Origin of the sequence: Pseudomonas cavernicola, assembly GCF_003596405.1 — a bacterium.
GTDB lineage: Bacteria > Pseudomonadota > Gammaproteobacteria > Pseudomonadales > Pseudomonadaceae > Aquipseudomonas > Aquipseudomonas cavernicola.
Genome location: NZ_QYUR01000008.1, coordinates 928,886 through 943,613, shown reverse-complemented (window position 1 = coordinate 943,613; position 14,728 = coordinate 928,886). Strand labels below are relative to the sequence as shown.

At 59.5% G+C, this 14,728-nt stretch carries 13 protein-coding genes; 5 read left to right on the top strand and 8 right to left on the bottom strand.

Annotation, left to right across the window (positions count from 1 at the left end; translation table 11 throughout):
* Positions 1 to 13: 13 nt before the first annotated feature.
* A complete protein-coding gene (locus D3879_RS26055; protein ID WP_119957036.1) occupies positions 14 to 724 on the bottom strand; it encodes a histidine phosphatase family protein in 711 nt (236 codons plus the stop codon).
* Between the two features lie 232 nt (positions 725 to 956).
* On the opposite strand from D3879_RS26055, the gene sohB reads away from it, so the two are divergent.
* Positions 957 to 1,976 (top strand): protease SohB, encoded by a 1,020-nt coding sequence (gene sohB / locus D3879_RS26050; RefSeq protein ID WP_119957035.1) that lies wholly within the window; start codon positions 957 to 959, stop codon positions 1,974 to 1,976.
* A 54-nt stretch (positions 1,977 to 2,030) separates the two neighbouring features.
* On the top strand, positions 2,031 to 3,023 hold the full coding sequence (locus D3879_RS26045; protein WP_119957034.1) for a YhdH/YhfP family quinone oxidoreductase: 993 nt from the start codon (positions 2,031 to 2,033) through the stop codon (positions 3,021 to 3,023).
* Positions 3,024 to 3,090: 67 nt separating this feature from the next.
* Here D3879_RS26045 and D3879_RS26040 read toward each other — a convergent pair whose 3' ends face one another.
* On the bottom strand, positions 3,091 to 3,591 hold the full coding sequence (locus D3879_RS26040) for a DUF934 domain-containing protein (RefSeq protein WP_119957033.1): 501 nt from the start codon (positions 3,589 to 3,591) through the stop codon (positions 3,091 to 3,093).
* Positions 3,575 to 5,233: a nitrite/sulfite reductase gene (locus tag D3879_RS26035; RefSeq protein ID WP_119957032.1), complete on the bottom strand. Its 1,659-nt coding sequence runs from the start codon at positions 5,231 to 5,233 to the stop codon at positions 3,575 to 3,577. The genes D3879_RS26040 and D3879_RS26035 overlap by 17 nt, the downstream gene beginning before the upstream one ends.
* A gap of 236 nt (positions 5,234 to 5,469) precedes the next feature.
* On the opposite strand from D3879_RS26035, the gene D3879_RS27595 reads away from it, so the two are divergent.
* The gene (locus D3879_RS27595) at positions 5,470 to 5,592 is read left to right on the top strand and encodes a hypothetical protein (RefSeq protein WP_274381409.1); all 123 of its coding nucleotides are present in this window, start codon (positions 5,470 to 5,472) and stop codon (positions 5,590 to 5,592) included.
* 284 nt (positions 5,593 to 5,876) lie between these two features.
* Here the strand turns inward: D3879_RS27595 and D3879_RS26030 are convergent, their stop codons facing one another.
* The 3 genes from D3879_RS26030 to D3879_RS26435 all read right to left on the bottom strand — a co-directional run bounded on the left by D3879_RS26030 (position 5,877) and on the right by D3879_RS26435 (position 10,275).
* Entirely contained in the window at positions 5,877 to 6,092 is a 216-nt protein-coding gene (locus D3879_RS26030; RefSeq protein WP_119957031.1) for a DUF2970 domain-containing protein, read from the bottom strand.
* A gap of 278 nt (positions 6,093 to 6,370) precedes the next feature.
* Positions 6,371 to 10,063: a methionine synthase gene (gene metH / locus D3879_RS26025; RefSeq protein ID WP_119957030.1), complete on the bottom strand. Its 3,693-nt coding sequence runs from the start codon at positions 10,061 to 10,063 to the stop codon at positions 6,371 to 6,373.
* On the bottom strand, positions 10,003 to 10,275 hold the full coding sequence (locus D3879_RS26435) for a hypothetical protein (RefSeq protein WP_147411250.1): 273 nt from the start codon (positions 10,273 to 10,275) through the stop codon (positions 10,003 to 10,005). The genes metH and D3879_RS26435 overlap by 61 nt, the downstream gene beginning before the upstream one ends.
* Between D3879_RS26435 and D3879_RS26020 the strand changes: the two genes are divergently transcribed.
* Together D3879_RS26020 and nfuA are read left to right on the top strand one after the other, a co-directional pair.
* The gene (locus D3879_RS26020; protein ID WP_119957029.1) at positions 10,235 to 12,514 is read left to right on the top strand and encodes a fatty acid cis/trans isomerase; all 2,280 of its coding nucleotides are present in this window, start codon (positions 10,235 to 10,237) and stop codon (positions 12,512 to 12,514) included. The two genes, D3879_RS26435 and D3879_RS26020, sit on opposite strands and share 41 nt — an antisense overlap.
* Positions 12,515 to 12,640: 126 nt before the next feature.
* Entirely contained in the window at positions 12,641 to 13,225 is a 585-nt protein-coding gene (nfuA, locus tag D3879_RS26015; RefSeq protein WP_119957028.1) for a Fe-S biogenesis protein NfuA, read from the top strand.
* 66 nt (positions 13,226 to 13,291) lie between these two features.
* On the opposite strand, the gene D3879_RS26010 is transcribed toward nfuA, so the two are convergent.
* Together D3879_RS26010 and D3879_RS26005 are read right to left on the bottom strand one after the other, a co-directional pair.
* On the bottom strand, positions 13,292 to 14,455 hold the full coding sequence (locus tag D3879_RS26010; protein ID WP_238474342.1) for an MFS transporter: 1,164 nt from the start codon (positions 14,453 to 14,455) through the stop codon (positions 13,292 to 13,294).
* Between the two features lie 31 nt (positions 14,456 to 14,486).
* Positions 14,487 to 14,666, bottom strand: a complete 180-nt coding sequence (locus D3879_RS26005; RefSeq protein WP_119957100.1) for an HPP family protein — start codon at positions 14,664 to 14,666, stop codon at positions 14,487 to 14,489.
* Between the last annotated feature and the right edge of the window lie 62 nt (positions 14,667 to 14,728).

Here is a 14,728-nt window from a genome sequence, read left to right as displayed (position 1 = left end):
AGTGGGCCGAAACTCAGCGGTAAGTGATGAGTTCCGGCGCCTTCAACAGCTGCAAATGCACATGGCTGTTGAAGGAAGCCAGGGCCACTTCGCGACCGCGGAACTTCAGACGGTTGAGCGAAGTGTTGACGATTTGCCAGTTAAGCTCGAAGGCCTTGTCGGAAGGCACTCCAGTAATCAGTCGCAGCAGCGCGGTGATGGTGCCGCCGGAGGTGAACACGGCAACGCTATCCTTGCTGGAGGCTTGTTCGAGAATGCGTTCGAGACCCGCCTGCACTTTATCGACGAACCCTTGCCAGCTTTCCAGGCCCGGCTTGTCATGTTCGCCGGAGATCCAGCGACCGATCAGGCGCGCGAACAGGCGCTGAAACTCGGCGCGGTTCTGCGCAGCATTCCTTAATACATGCAAGGCTTCTGGCTCTTCGGGAAGCAAGTCCGGAAGCAGGGCGCGGATCACTGCGTCGGCATCGAATTCATTGAAGGCGGCGTCCGTTTCGATTTCCGGCACTGCCAGGCCGACGGCGCTGAACTGGGAAAAGGTGGCCTTGGCGGTGTGCTGCTGGCGGAGCAGATTGCCACTCAGGCAACGATCGAAGCGCACGCCGAGTTCAACCAGATGCTTGCCCAATACTTCGGCCTGGCGAATACCGCGCTCGGAGAGCACATCGTAGTCAGCCGCGCCGAACGATGCTTGACCATGGCGAATCAGGTAAATGCTGCCCACGTTAGCGTCATCCCGCTACGGTGAAAGTTTCGCGAGGGTATGAGGATAGATTGGGCCTGTCAACGAAAAAACATACGCTTGTTTGAATTGCGCTCTGTTGGTTTGTGTCTGTTAGCTGCCACTAAGCGCACCCATGCTAGCCGCTGGCCGGGGACAGACAGCGTCGGTATGCTTGGCTGACATGAGTGCTGCCCAAAACAGGGCGCACGCAAGGAAACTTGAGGGGGATCGCGTGGAGTTTTTAGCCGAGTACGCTGGCTTTCTGGCCAAGACGGTAACGCTGGTTGTAGCCATTTTGGTGGTGCTGGCGGCGATTGCCGTCCTGCGTGGCAAAGACCGCAAGCGCGGCGGTCAACTGGACGTACATAAACTCAACGACTTCTATAAGGCGCTGCATGAGCGTTTGGAACAGTCGGTGTTGGATAAGCACCAACTGAAGGCCATTCGCAAAGAAGAGGCTAAGGCCGCCAAGTTGGCAAAGAAGGCTGGCGAGCAGAAGTCACGGGTCTTCGTGCTGGATTTTGATGGTGATATCAGGGCTTCAGCTACCGAGCACCTGCGCCATGAAGTCACCGCGCTGCTGAGCCTGGCGACGGCGAAGGATGAAGTGGTCCTGCGCTTGGAGAGCGGTGGTGGCATGGTGCACAGCTACGGCTTGGCCTCCTCGCAACTGGCGCGTATCCGTCAGGCTGGGGTTCCGTTGACAGTCTGCGTGGACAAGGTCGCTGCCAGCGGCGGTTACATGATGGCTTGCATCGGCGAAAAAATTATCTCTTCACCGTTTGCCATCCTCGGTTCCATCGGCGTGGTGGCTCAGTTGCCGAACGTCCATCGCTTGCTGAAAAAGCACGAAATTGATTTCGAGGTGCTCACCGCCGGTGAGTACAAGCGCACGCTGACGATATTTGGCGAGAACACTGAAAAGGGTCGCGAGAAGTTTCAGGAAGACCTGGAGATCACTCACGAGCTGTTCAAGAACTTCGTGGCCCGCTACCGCCCGCAGTTGGCCATCGATGAGGTCTCCACCGGTGAGATCTGGCTGGGCCAAGCTGCGCTAGGCAAGCAATTGGTCGACGAACTGAAGACCAGCGATGAATACCTCGCTGAGCGCGCCAAAGCGGCCGATGTGTTCCAGCTGCACTACGCGCAGAAGAAAAGCCTGCAGGAGCGTGTCGGTCTGGCGGCCAGTGTCACGCTCGACCGATTGCTGCTGACTTGGTGGAGCCGGCTCCATCAGCAGCGGTTTTGGTAATCATGCTTCGGCTAATAGGTGCCGGCTAACTGGGTTTCTAGTAAGGAGAGCGAGATGAGCAAATTCAAGGCCCTGCTGGTCAGCGAAGGCGCGGCTGGTGTGTTCGAGCAGAAGGTGGTCGAGCGCGACACTTCCGAGTTGCCGGCCGGCGAGTTGTTGATCCGCGTGCAGTACTCGTCGCTCAACTACAAGGATGCGCTCTCCGCCAGCGGCAACCGCGGTGTGACCCGCAGCTATCCGCATACGCCAGGCATCGATGCGGCGGGTGTGGTGGCTGAGTCGAGCGTGGCTGAGTTCTCTATTGGCGATGAAGTGATCATCACCGGTTACGATCTGGGGATGAACACCTCGGGAGGCTTCGCTCAGTACATCCGGGTGCCGGCCGCCTGGGCGATCAAACGTCCGAAAGGCCTTTCGCTGCGTGAGGCGATGGTGCTGGGGACTGCCGGCCTGACTGCTGCGCTGTGTGTCGACAAGCTGGAGCAGGCGGGGCTGAACGCTGACGCTGGTCCGATTCTGGTTACCGGCGCCACGGGTGGCGTGGGTAGCGTGGCCGTCGCGCTGTTGTCGAGCCTTGGCTACAAGGTCGCTGCGTCCACCGGTAAGGTTGGACAGGGCGAGTTTCTCAAAGGCCTTGGCGCCGAGCAGATCGTCGAGCGTGATGCGCTACAGGCGGGCACGGACAAGCCGATGCTCAAAGAACAGTGGGCTGGGGCGGTGGATACCGTTGGCGGCGATATCTTGTTCAACGTGGTCAAGTCCCTGCAGTACGGCGCCAGTGTGGCGTGTTGCGGGCTGACTGCCGGAGTCGCGTTCAAGGGCAGTGTGCTGCCGTTTATCCTGCGCGGGGTCAATCTGCTCGGCGTTGACTCGGTCGAGTTGCCGCTGGTGGTCAAGGCCTCCATGTGGGACAGGCTGTCCGTGCAGTGGAAGCTGGGAAATCTTGACGCACTGGTTCATGAAGTGAGTCTTGAACAACTGCCGGAAGCAATTCAGCAGATTCTCGCGGGTAAGCTGGTAGGCCGTGTGCTGGTGAGCCTCGGCTGAGCTACTGGCGCCATTGAAGCCAATAAAAAGCCCCGCACTGCGGGGCTTTTTATTATCGCTCGATGCTTCAGACCTTACGGCGACGGAACAACGGTAGCGGCTGGTCAGCAGCGGTCTGGTAGAACTCGGAGAAGTCCTTGAGGCCTTCCAGAGCGTCGTATGGGTCGCGATCCGGGCGCACGGCAAAGGCATCGAACCCACAGCGGCGCATAAAGAACAGCTGGTCGCGCAATACGTCGCCGATCGCGCGCACTTCGCCTTTGTAGCCGTAGCGCTCACGTAGCAGGCGCGCACTGGAGAAGTGGCGACCGTCAGTGAATGCCGGGAAGTTCAGGGCGACCACTTGGAAGTGGGCGAGGTCGTCAGCGATCTCTTCCACTGCTTCATCACTGTCCAGCCATACACCCAGGCCGCCGTCGCGGGCCTTGAGTGCGTGGCTGTGCTCGCGCCAGAGGTTCAGCGGTACGAGCAGGTCGTCGCAGTTGGACAGGCCCTCAAGCGACGCGTCCTTGGGCAGCAGGTGCCAGGTTTCGTCGATGACTTGGTCGTTTTTAATTATTCGCTGCATAAACACGTTCCTTGAAGGGGTCGATGCCGATACGGCGGAAAGTGTCGATAAAGCGCTCGTCTTCGGTGCGCTTCTCAACATAGACATTGATCAGTTTCTCGATCACATCCGGCATTACGTCCTGAGCGAAGGAGGGACCAAGGATTTTGCCGAGGCTGGCGTCACGGCTGGCGCTGCCGCCGAGGGACACCTGGTAGAACTCTTCGCCTTTCTTGTCCACGCCAAGGATGCCGATATGGCCCACGTGGTGGTGGCCGCAGGCATTCATGCAGCCGGAGATGTTCAGGTCGATTTCACCGATGTCGAACAGGTAGTCCAGATCATCGAAGCGACGCTGGATGGCTTCGGCGATCGGAATCGACTTGGCGTTGGCCAACGAGCAGAAATCGCCACCTGGGCAGCAGATGATGTCGGTCAGCAAGCCGATATTCGGTGTGGCGAAACCGTTCTCGCGCAGTTCGCCCCAGAGCTGGAACAGCTTGGCCTGTTCGACGTCGGCGAGAATGATGTTCTGCTCGTGAGAGTTGCGCACTTCACCGAAGCTGAAGCGGTCGGCCAGGTCGGCGATGGCATCCAGTTGCTTGTCGGTGACATCTCCCGGCGCGACGCCGGTAGGTTTCAGCGACAGGGTGACGGCGGCATAGCCCGGTTTCTTGTGGGCAACCACGTTGCGCGCGCGCCAGCGGGCAAAACCCGGGTGCTCGGCATCGAGCTGGGCGAGGGCGGCGTCTTCGTCCGGCAGGGCTTTGTAGCCGGGGTCGACGAAGTGTTTGCCCACGCGTTCGGCTTCAGCTTCGGTCAAGGTGCTGGGGCCGTCCTTGAGGAACGCCCATTCCGCCTCGACCTTCGCGGCGAAGACTTCTGGGCCGAGTGCTTTGACCAGAATCTTGATCCGCGCCTTGAATTTGTTATCGCGACGGCCATAGCGGTTGTACACCCGCAGGATGGCGTCCAGATAAGTCAGTAGGTGCTGCCAGGGCAGGAACTCATTGATAAAGGAACCGACTACAGGCGTACGGCCGAGGCCGCCACCCACGGACACCCGGAAGCCCAGTTCGCCGGCAGCGTTGTGTACGGCTTCTAGGCCGATGTCGTGCACTTCGATCGCCGCGCGGTCGCTGACTGCACCATTCACGGCGATCTTGAATTTGCGCGGCAGATAAGCGAACTCGGGGTGGAAGGTCGACCACTGACGGATGATTTCGCACCACGGGCGCGGGTCGATCAGCTCGTCCTTGGCGACACCGGCGAACTGGTCGGTGGTGGTGTTGCGGATGCAGTTGCCGCTGGTCTGGATCGCGTGCATTTGCACGGTCGACAGCTCGGCGAGGATATCGGGTACGTCTTCCAGCTCTGGCCAGTTGAACTGGACGTTCTGCCGGGTACTGATGTGCGCGTAGCCTTTGTCGAAGTTGCGGGCGATTTGCGCCATCTTGCGAACTTGAGTCGAGGAGAGTAGGCCATAGGGCACGGCAACGCGCAGCATCGGCGCGTAGCGCTGGATGTAGAGGCCGTTCTGCAAGCGCAGCGGGCGGAACTCTTCGCCTGAAAGCTCGCCAGCCAGATAACGGCGGGTCTGATCACGGAACTGCTTAACGCGGCTCTCGATGATGTGTTGATCGTATTTATCGTATACGTACATGAAGTGTCCTGTTTTCAGGCTGCTTACAGCTAATCAGCGCGCACGACCGCGCACTCCTGGCAGAGCCGGGGGAAGATACCAGCTCAGAGTTATGCGCAAAAGTGATGTTTTAGTATATGAACAGAACCAAGAGTGATAAGAGAGGGCGGATGCATAACTGCTCAGCTTGAGCGAGCGGCCTACCTAGTCTTAACTGCAAAGGCGAACCACCGATAACCACAACAACAGGGGAAGCCATGACCGACCATTCCGGCCATTCTGAACATGACAACCGCGACAGCGTGGTGGATGCACGCGCTATCTTCGTTTTAATCCTGCTAGCGGTGGTCACTGCAGTGTTCTGGGTCAGCCACCAGTAACCAATCCTCCCTTCGTGTTTCACCGCCGCCGCCCCTGGCTATAAAGCAGAGGCGGCGCCTTTGTTTTGCGCAGTGTGGATGAGTGGTGACAGAAGGCCGCCATGGAAGTTTTACTCTGCGGCAAGTTTGACAGTGAGTGCTGAAGTTGACGTAGTTAAGGGCCGCGGGGTCAAGATGTTCGCGGTCAACAGCAGATTGACGTCTGGTCAGCGGAGTTTGATAGGTCATGATCGGAGAAGCGATGCGCGATCACAATTTTCGCTGCAGCCACGCTCGACTGAAAGTTAAAGCCCAGCGAAATGCAGCACTAGCTTCACCACACCGAGGATCACCAGTACGAACAGCGTCGTAAAGAGCACACCCAGAATAATGAAATGGCTGGGTTTGCCGCGAGTGAAGTCGCGGGCGCGATTCTTCCCACTCTGCACGCCGAAAGCTGCTGCCAGCACGCTCTGTAGCATCTGCCAGAGCGTTGGGGGTTTGTTATTCGAGTCGTCCATGGAAACCTCCTGATCACAGCATAGTGGTTTAGGCATGTTTGGCAGATTGTAGTTGTGACACGAGCCATCAGGAGAATGCGTAGGTTGGTGCTGAGCCGAAGGCGATGCCCGACAACCGGCCTGCAAGGCCGGGCTGCCAAGCGCGAACCCGAGTAAAGGGAGTCGCGGGGCGACTCCTTGTTGGGCATCGCTGCGCTCAGCGCCAACCTACGAGGCTGTCTCTTGCCTGCGAGTTGTCCTTAGCTGATCGGCATTTTCGCGCATGGCGGGCCTTTTATTTAGTTGTCGTAACCGAGGTTCGGCGCTAGCCAGCGTTCGCTGACGCTCAGCTCCTGACCTTTGCGCGCGGTATAGCTCTCAACCTGATCCTTATCAATTTTGCCGACGGCGAAGTACTGCGCCTGTGGGTGGGCGAAGTACCAGCCGCTGACAGCCGCCGCTGGGAACATGGCGTAATGCTCGGTGAGGAATACGCCGCTCTGACCGTCTTTATCCAGCAGCTCGAACAGCGTGCCTTTCTCGGTGTGATCCGGGCAGGCCGGGTAGCCAGGAGCGGGGCGGATACCGGCGTACTGTTCTTTGATCAGTGCTTCGTTATCCAGTTGCTCATCGCTGGCGTAACCCCAGTAGTTCTTGCGCACCTGCTGGTGCAGCCATTCGGCACAGGCTTCGGCAAGTCGGTCGGCCAAGGCTTTGACCATGATCGAGTTGTAGTCGTCGCCTTTGTCCTGGTAGGCCTTGGCGACTTCCTCGGCGCCAATCCCGGCAGTGGTGATGAAGCCGCCGACGTAGTCGGTTACGCCGCTATCTTTCGGCGCCACGAAGTCGGCCAGGGAGAAGTTCGGTTTGCCATCCGGCTTGATCGTCTGTTGGCGCAGGTGATGCAGCTTGGCCAGCGGTTGGCCGTCCTCGCCATAGACTTCCAGGTCGTCATTCTGCACCTGATTGGCCGGCCAGAAGCCGAAGACGGCGCGGGCCTTGATCAGTTTGCCGTCGATCAGCTTCTTGAGGATGTCCTGGGCGTCGGCGAACAGTGCGGTCGCCGCCTCGCCGACCACTTCATCGGTGAGGATGCGTGGGTATTTGCCGGCCAGATCCCAGGAGATAAAGAACGGCGTCCAGTCGATGTACTCGGCGAGGACGTTGAGGTCGATATCGTCCAGCACCTTGGCACCGGTGAAGGTCGGCACTGTCGGCTGATAAGTCGCCCAGTCGAACGTCGGCTTATTGGCGATCGAGGCCGCATAGCTCAGGCGCTCGGTGCGGGCGCTGCGGTTGGCGGTGCGTTCGCGCACTTCGATGTACTCGAGGCGGGTTTTCTCGACGAAGCCGGCTTTCAGTTCCTTGGACAGCAATTGCGTGGCGACACCGACAGCGCGCGAGGCGTCGGTGACGTACACCACGGCATCGTTCTGATACTTCGGCTCGATTTTCACCGCGGTGTGGGCTTTCGAGGTCGTCGCGCCACCGATCATCAGCGGTAGAGTGAAGCCCTGGCGCTGCATCTCACGGGCGACGTGGACCATTTCATCCAGCGACGGCGTGATCAAGCCGGACAAGCCGATGATGTCGCACTTCTCGGCGATGGCGGTTTGCAGGATCTTCTCCGCCGGTACCATCACACCCAGATCGACGATGTCGTAACCGTTACAGCCCAGCACCACGCCGACGATGTTCTTGCCGATGTCATGTACGTCGCCCTTGACCGTGGCCATGAGGATCTTGCCCTTGGCTTCCGGTTTGTCGCCTTTTTCCAGCTCGATGAAGGGGATCAGGTGCGCGACCGCCTGTTTCATCACACGGGCGGACTTGACCACCTGCGGCAGGAACATCTTGCCGGCGCCGAACAGGTCGCCGACCACGTTCATCCCGGCCATCAACGGACCTTCGATCACTTCGATCGGGCGTGCGCACTGCTGGCGGGCCTCTTCGGTGTCGTCGACGATATTCGTGGTGATACCTTTGACCAGCGCATGCTCAAGGCGCTTGTTCACGTCCCAGGTGCGCCACTCTTCGGTTTCCGCCTCCTTGACGCTGCCGTCGCCCTTGTACTGGTCGGCGATGGCCAGCAGCGCATCGGTGCCGTGCGGGGTGCGGTTGAGCACCACGTCTTCGACTTTTTCCCGCAACTCGTTCGGAATCTGGTCGTAGATCTCCAACTGGCCGGCGTTGACGATGCCCATGCTCAGGCCGTTCTTGATCGCGTAGTACAAGAACACCGAGTGGATAGCTTCGCGCACCGGGTTGTTGCCGCGGAAGGAGAACGACACGTTGGACACGCCGCCGGAGGTCAGGGCGTAGGGCAGGTTGTCGCGGATGTAGGCGCAGGCGTGGATGAAGTCGACTGCATAGTTGTTGTGCTCTTCGATGCCGGTGGCGACGGCGAAGATGTTCGGGTCGAAAATGATGTCCTGTGGCGGGAAACCGACCCGATTGACCAGGATGTCGTAGGAGCGGGCGCAGATTTCGATCTTGCGCTTCTCGGTGTCGGCCTGGCCGTCTTCGTCGAAGGCCATCACCACCACGGCGGCGCCGTAGCGCTTGCACAGCTTGGCGTGATGAATGAACTGCTCGACGCCTTCTTTCATGCTGATCGAGTTGACGATGCCCTTGCCCTGGATGCACTTCAGGCCGGCTTCGATCACTTCCCACTTGGATGAGTCGATCATGATCGGCACGCGGGAAATGTCCGGCTCGGAGGCGATCAGATTGAGGAAGGTCACCATGGCCTTCTTCGAATCCAACATGCCCTCGTCCATGTTGATGTCGATCACCTGGGCGCCGGCTTCCACCTGTTGCAGCGCCACTTCCAGGGCTTCGGTGTAATTGTCCTCGCGGATCAGCCGGGCGAACTTGGCCGAGCCGGTGATGTTGGTGCGCTCGCCGACGTTAACGAACAGCGACTGGCGGTCGATGGTGAACGGCTCAAGCCCGGACAGGCGGCAGGCTTTCGGAATATCCGGAATCACTCGCGGCGGATATTTGCCGACCGCCTCGGCAATTGCCTTGATATGGGCTGGCGTGGTGCCACAGCAGCCGCCGACGATATTGAGGAAGCCCGAGGCGGCAAACTCTTCGACCACCACGGCCATTTCCGTAGGGCTTTCGTCATACTCGCCGAAAGCGTTCGGCAGGCCGGCGTTGGGGTGCGCGGAGACGTGGGTGTCGGCTTTGTCCGACAGTTCTTCCAGGTACGGGCGCAGTTCTTTGGCGCCGAGGGCGCAGTTCAGACCGACCGAGATCGGCTTGGCGTGGCTGATCGAGTTCCAGAACGCCTCGGTTGTCTGCCCCGACAGTGTGCGGCCGGAGGCGTCGGTGATGGTGCCGGAAATCATGATCGGTAATTCGAAGCCGAGTTCTTCATACACCCCTTGCACGGCGAAGATCGCTGCCTTGGCATTCAGGGTGTCGAAGATGGTTTCGATCAGGATCATGTCCGCGCCGCCCTCGATCAGGCCGCGGGTAGCTTCGGTGTAGTTCTCCACCAGCTCGTCGAAGCTGACGTTGCGGTAGCCGGGGTTGTTCACATCCGGTGACAACGAGCAGGTGCGGCTCGTTGGGCCGAGCACGCCGGCAACGAAGCGCGGCCGATCGGGGGTTTCCAGGGTCTTGGCATCTGCCACCTGGCGGGCCAGGCGTGCGCCTTCGACGTTCAGTTCATAGACCAGGCTCTCCATGCCGTAGTCGGCCTGGGACACTTGGGTGGCGTTGAAGGTGTTGGTTTCGAGAATGTCGGCGCCGGCATCCAGGTAGGCCTTTTCGATCGCACCGATCACGTCCGGACGGCTGAGAATCAGCAGGTCGTTATTACCCTTTACATCGCTCGGCCAGTCGGCAAAACGGCTGCCGCGGTAGTCCTGTTCCTCGAGCTTGTAGCTCTGGATCATGGTGCCCATGCCGCCGTCGAGGATCAGGATGCGCTCTTTGAGGGCTTGCTGGAGAGCTTGGAGGCGAGCGCTGCGGTCGGACATGGGTGAATTACCTGATAAAGCATGGAGAAAAATGGTGAGCGGATGATATCAAAGCTGCGCGACTTTGGAGCGTTGTGCTCTTTTGCATGAGCGGCGCTCATGTTGATGAGGTTGGCTTTGCCGTAGTCGAGCCGGCTAAAATCGCCGCCATTGCCAAACAAGGACCAGTTTATGCCGTACCGCGCAATCGTCGGTGCTTTGCTCTTGCTCATCTGCGGCGTCGCGCGCGCGGAGCCCATTTCCTACAGTCGCGATGTTCAGCCGATCTTTACCGAGAAGTGCGTGGCCTGCCACGCCTGTTATGACTCGCCATGCCAACTGAATCTTGGTAGCGGCGAGGGGGTTGGGCGTGGGGCGACCAAGCTGCCAGTGTATGACGGTGGGCGAACCAAAGCGCAGGCCACCACGCGGCTGTTTTTCGATGCGCACGGTACTGCGGCTTGGCAACGCAAAGGCTTTTATTCGGTATTAGATGGGCAAGGCGGCCAAGCCGCGCTGTTGGCGCGGATGCTGGAACTCGGGCAGAAAACCCCACTTGAGCCCAACGCCAAGTTGCCGGAGAGCATTGCGCTGGGTATCGCCCGGCAAAACCAGTGTCCATTGCCAGGCGAGTTCGATGCATATGCCGCCAAACACCCGCGCGAAGGTATGCCGCTCGCGGTGACGGGCCTGACCACGCATGAATACCAGACGCTACAACGCTGGTTGGCTGCCGGTGCATCGGTTGATGAGCAGGCGTTGCTGCCGAGTGCGGCAGAGTCGGCTCAGATCGAGCAGTGGGAAAAACTGCTAAACGCGCCTGGCGCTCGTGAAGATCTGGTGGCGCGCTGGCTTTATGAGCATCTGTTTCTCGCCCACTTGTACTTCGAGGGCGGTGAGCCGGGGCACTTCTTTCAACTGGTGCGCTCGCGGACACCGAGCGGCCAGCCGATCGACCTGATTGCCACGCGCCGGCCGAATGACGATCCGGGTTCGCAGTTTTATTACCGTCTGTGGCCGATCCAAGGTGTGATCGTGCATAAAACGCACATCACTTACCCCCTGGGCGCGAAAAAGCTGGCACGGGTGCAAGAGCTGTTCTATGGCGGCGATTGGCAGGTGGATGCTTCGCCGGGCTACGGGCCGCAGCGCCGAGCCAATCCGTTCGAGACGTTCGCTGCGATTCCGGCCAAAGCGCGCTACCAGTTCATGCTGGATAACGCCGAATACTTTGTGCGCACCTTTATCCGTGGCCCGGTATGCCGTGGGCAGATTGCCACCGACGTGATTCGCGACAACTTCTGGGTGATGTTCCAGGCGCCTGAGCATGACCTCTATATCACTGATGGCAACTACCGCGCCGAGGTTACGCCGATGCTGGCGCTGCCGGGGCAGATCGACGACCTAAGTGGGGTGCTGGGGCTATGGCACTCCTATCGCGACAAGCGTAACGAATATGAAGAACTGCGCCTGGACGCCTATGCCGACGCGGCTCCACCCAGTTGGTCGCATATCTGGGCGGGTAACGATAATGCGCTGTTGTCGATCTTCCGCCAGTTCGATAGTGCCTCGGTGCGCAAGGGCTTGATCGGCGAGATCCCACAAACCTTATGGTGGCTGGACTACCCGCTACTGGAGCGGACTTACTATCAGTTGGTGGTCAACTTCGACGTTTATGGCAACGTTTCCCACCAGGCCCAGACACGGCTGTATTTCGACCTGATTCGCAATGGCGCTGAGCAGAACTTCCTGCGCCTGATGCCAGCCGACTCGCGCGAGGCGATCTTGAGCGATTGGTATCAGAACAGTGGCAAGGTGAAAATGTGGATGGATTATCAAGGCATCGATGACGATAGCCCCACGGGCCTTAAATTGGCTGGTCCGAATCCGAAAAGCACTTTTGCCGCAGCGCTGGCGGAGCGCTACGCAAGCATCAATGCGCGGCCAGACCCGATCAACCGCTGTCAGGCGGGTGCTTGTTATCGAGCCAATATTGCCAAGCCATTGCAGGATGCCGAACAGGCTCTCAGCCGGCTGACGAATAAGCCGGCAGCAGGGCTCAAGGTCATCACGCAGTTGCCGGAAGCGACTCTGCTGCGCGTCGAATTACCCGATGGCAAGCTTGAGATCTACAGCCTGCTGCGCAACCGGGCGCACAGCAACGTGGCTTTTATGCTCGGTGAGGAATTGCGCTATCAGCCAGGATTGGACACCGTAACTGTTTATCCGGGTGTGCTGAGTAGCTATCCCAACTTCATCTTCAACCTGCAAGTCGATGAAGTTCCGGACTTTGTCTTCGCGATGGAGCAAGCCAAGGATGCCGCGGCGTTCGAACAACTGGTGCAACGTTGGGGCGTGCGCCGCAGTCATCCGGAGTTCTGGCGGTACTTTCATGATCTGTCGGGCTACATTCGGGACACCGAGCCGGAGGAGGCCGGTGTGCTGGATATGAACCGCTATGAGAATCTTTAAGCAGTGAGTCCGCGGCCCGGAATGATACTCGGGCTGCGGGCGTTACATTTGTCCGACTAAAACGCTAGGACTTTGCCCTGCAGGGTCGAGTGACGTACACTGCGCCTAAGTTTGCGAGGAGTTGCCATGAGCGCCATTACCATTACCGAAGCTGCCCACGACTACCTGGCTGATCTGCTGAGCAAGCAGAACACCACGGGCATCGGCATTCGCGTTTTTATTACCCAGCCGGGCACGCAGTACGCAGAAACCTGCATTGCTTATTGCAAGCCGGGTGAAGAGAAGCCTGAAGACACCGCCCTGGCGCTGAAAAGCTTCACGGCCTATATCGACGCCTTCAGCGAAGCGTTTCTGGAAGATGCGGTAGTCGACTACGCGACCGACCGTATGGGTGGCCAACTGACCATCAAAGCACCGAACGCCAAGGTGCCGATGGTCAATGCGGACAGCCCGATCAACGAGCGCATCAGCTACTACCTGCAGACCGAGATCAATCCCGGTCTGGCGAGCCATGGCGGCGAGGTCAGTCTGATCGATGTGGTCGAAGACGGCATCGCGGTGCTGAAGTTTGGTGGCGGCTGCCAGGGCTGCGGCCAGGTCGACCTGACGCTCAAAGAAGGTATCGAGAAAACCTTGCTGGAACGCATCCCCGAACTGAAAGGCGTGCGTGATGTGACGGATCACACCAACAAGGAAAACGCCTACTACTAAGTAAGGCGTGCTCCGACAAAAAGGCGGCCTGCGGGCCGCCTTTTTTATGTGCGCCTGCCGCGCGTTTTACGCCGCGAGTGGCCTGCGTGCGGGAATCAGCATCAGCAGGGCAATCACGATCAACGGCAAGACGCCGAGGTTGATCGCAACCCAGCCGATCCCGCTGATCAGCGCACCGGAGGCGAAAGAGGCGCAGGCCGCCACCGAACCGTTGGCGAGCTCCATCAAGCCCTGGGCATGGCCGCGTTCATCGCTGCTGTGGCCTTCAGTCAAGAGTGTGGTGCCGGCGATCAGCATCAAATTCCAGCCCAGCCCGAGCAGGAAGGAGCTGATCAGGAAGTGCGTCTGATTCAGCCCAGCGAGGGCTACGCTGGCGCTGATAAGCAGAATGCTGCTGCCCAGCAGCGCAATGCGTCGGCTGCCGAGTTTGTCCACCAATGGCCCGGCAATGAATGCCGGCAGGAACATGCCGAGCATATGCCATTGAATCACCCGCGAACTGGCCTCCAAGCCCAGCCCACAGAAACTCATCGCCAGCGGCGTGGCATTCATGACGAAGATCATCAGCCCGTGGCCAATCGCAGTCGTGGCGATAGCCGCGCGCACCAACGGTCGCGCTAACAGTTCGCGCATAGCCGCTAATCCGGCTTTGCCCGGTTTTGGCGCGGCGCCTTCGCGCAGTTGTGTCATCAGCAGCAGACCGAGCAGAGCCAGCAGTGCAATTAGCAGGTAAGCGCCGACGAAGGGCGTTGCCAGGGCATTACGTGACCAGAGCGCCAGGCTCGGCGCAATCAGCGCAGCCAACACCCCACCGCCGATCACATACGCGGTGGCGCGACCTTTTTGCGGTTCATCGACGGCTTCCAGTGCGGCAAACCGGTAATACATCGCCGAAGCCTGATAGGCACCAATCGGCAATGCGCCGAGGCAGAAAATGGCGAAGTCGCCGAGCCCCACACCGAGCGCGCTGACCAGCCCGCCGAGCACGCCACAGCCAGTACCGAGCATCAGCCCGGGGCGGCGTCCGTGGCGCTGCATAAACAGCGACAACGGTTGCACGGCGAGTAAATTGCCGAGTACCAGCAAAGCCAGCGGCAGGGTCGCCAGCACATTCAATGGTGCCAACTGCAGGCCTACCAGCGAGGTGAGGGTGATACCAATCATCGAGCAGGACCAATACAGCGCCTGGCCGGCAAATAGCAGGCGGATCGATGGGTTACGCAGTAGCAGCATGGTGGGCCTCCGGCAGAATGACAGTCAGCTACCAGTACTTGGGGTAGTTGGCGCTACGCACTGAGTTGTTAAAAATCAACGCGACCACCAGCAGCATCAGTGCGCCAGTCAGCGTGGGATAGAGCAGGAAGTCCCAGCCCGGAAGTGTCAGGAAAATGATCACCGGGTTGGAACCAGCCGGCGGATGCACGGTGCGGGTCAGCATCATCGCCGCCGCCGGCACCTTGGAGTTTGTTGAACAAAAGCATCGTGACCACTCCTAGTGGCTTA

Excerpts from the sequence above, each read along its gene's own strand:
- D3879_RS26045 (WP_119957034.1), top strand. The coding sequence starts at position 2,031 with ATGAGCAAATTCAAGGCCCTGCTGGTCAGCGAAGGCGCGGCTGGTGTG.
- D3879_RS26040 (WP_119957033.1), bottom strand. The coding sequence starts at position 3,591 with ATGCAGCGAATAATTAAAAACGACCAAGTCATCGACGAAACCTGGCAC.
- D3879_RS26035 (WP_119957032.1), bottom strand. The coding sequence starts at position 5,233 with ATGTACGTATACGATAAATACGATCAACACATCATCGAGAGCCGCGTT.
- D3879_RS27595 (WP_274381409.1), top strand. The coding sequence starts at position 5,470 with ATGACCGACCATTCCGGCCATTCTGAACATGACAACCGCGACAGCGTG.
- D3879_RS26030 (WP_119957031.1), bottom strand. The coding sequence starts at position 6,092 with ATGGACGACTCGAATAACAAACCCCCAACGCTCTGGCAGATGCTACAG.
- metH (WP_119957030.1), bottom strand. The coding sequence starts at position 10,063 with ATGTCCGACCGCAGCGCTCGCCTCCAAGCTCTCCAGCAAGCCCTCAAA.
- D3879_RS26020 (WP_119957029.1), top strand. The coding sequence starts at position 10,235 with ATGCCGTACCGCGCAATCGTCGGTGCTTTGCTCTTGCTCATCTGCGGC.
- D3879_RS26435 (WP_147411250.1), bottom strand. The coding sequence starts at position 10,275 with ATGAGCAAGAGCAAAGCACCGACGATTGCGCGGTACGGCATAAACTGG.
- nfuA (WP_119957028.1), top strand. The coding sequence starts at position 12,641 with ATGAGCGCCATTACCATTACCGAAGCTGCCCACGACTACCTGGCTGAT.
- D3879_RS26005 (WP_119957100.1), bottom strand. The coding sequence starts at position 14,666 with ATGATGCTGACCCGCACCGTGCATCCGCCGGCTGGTTCCAACCCGGTG.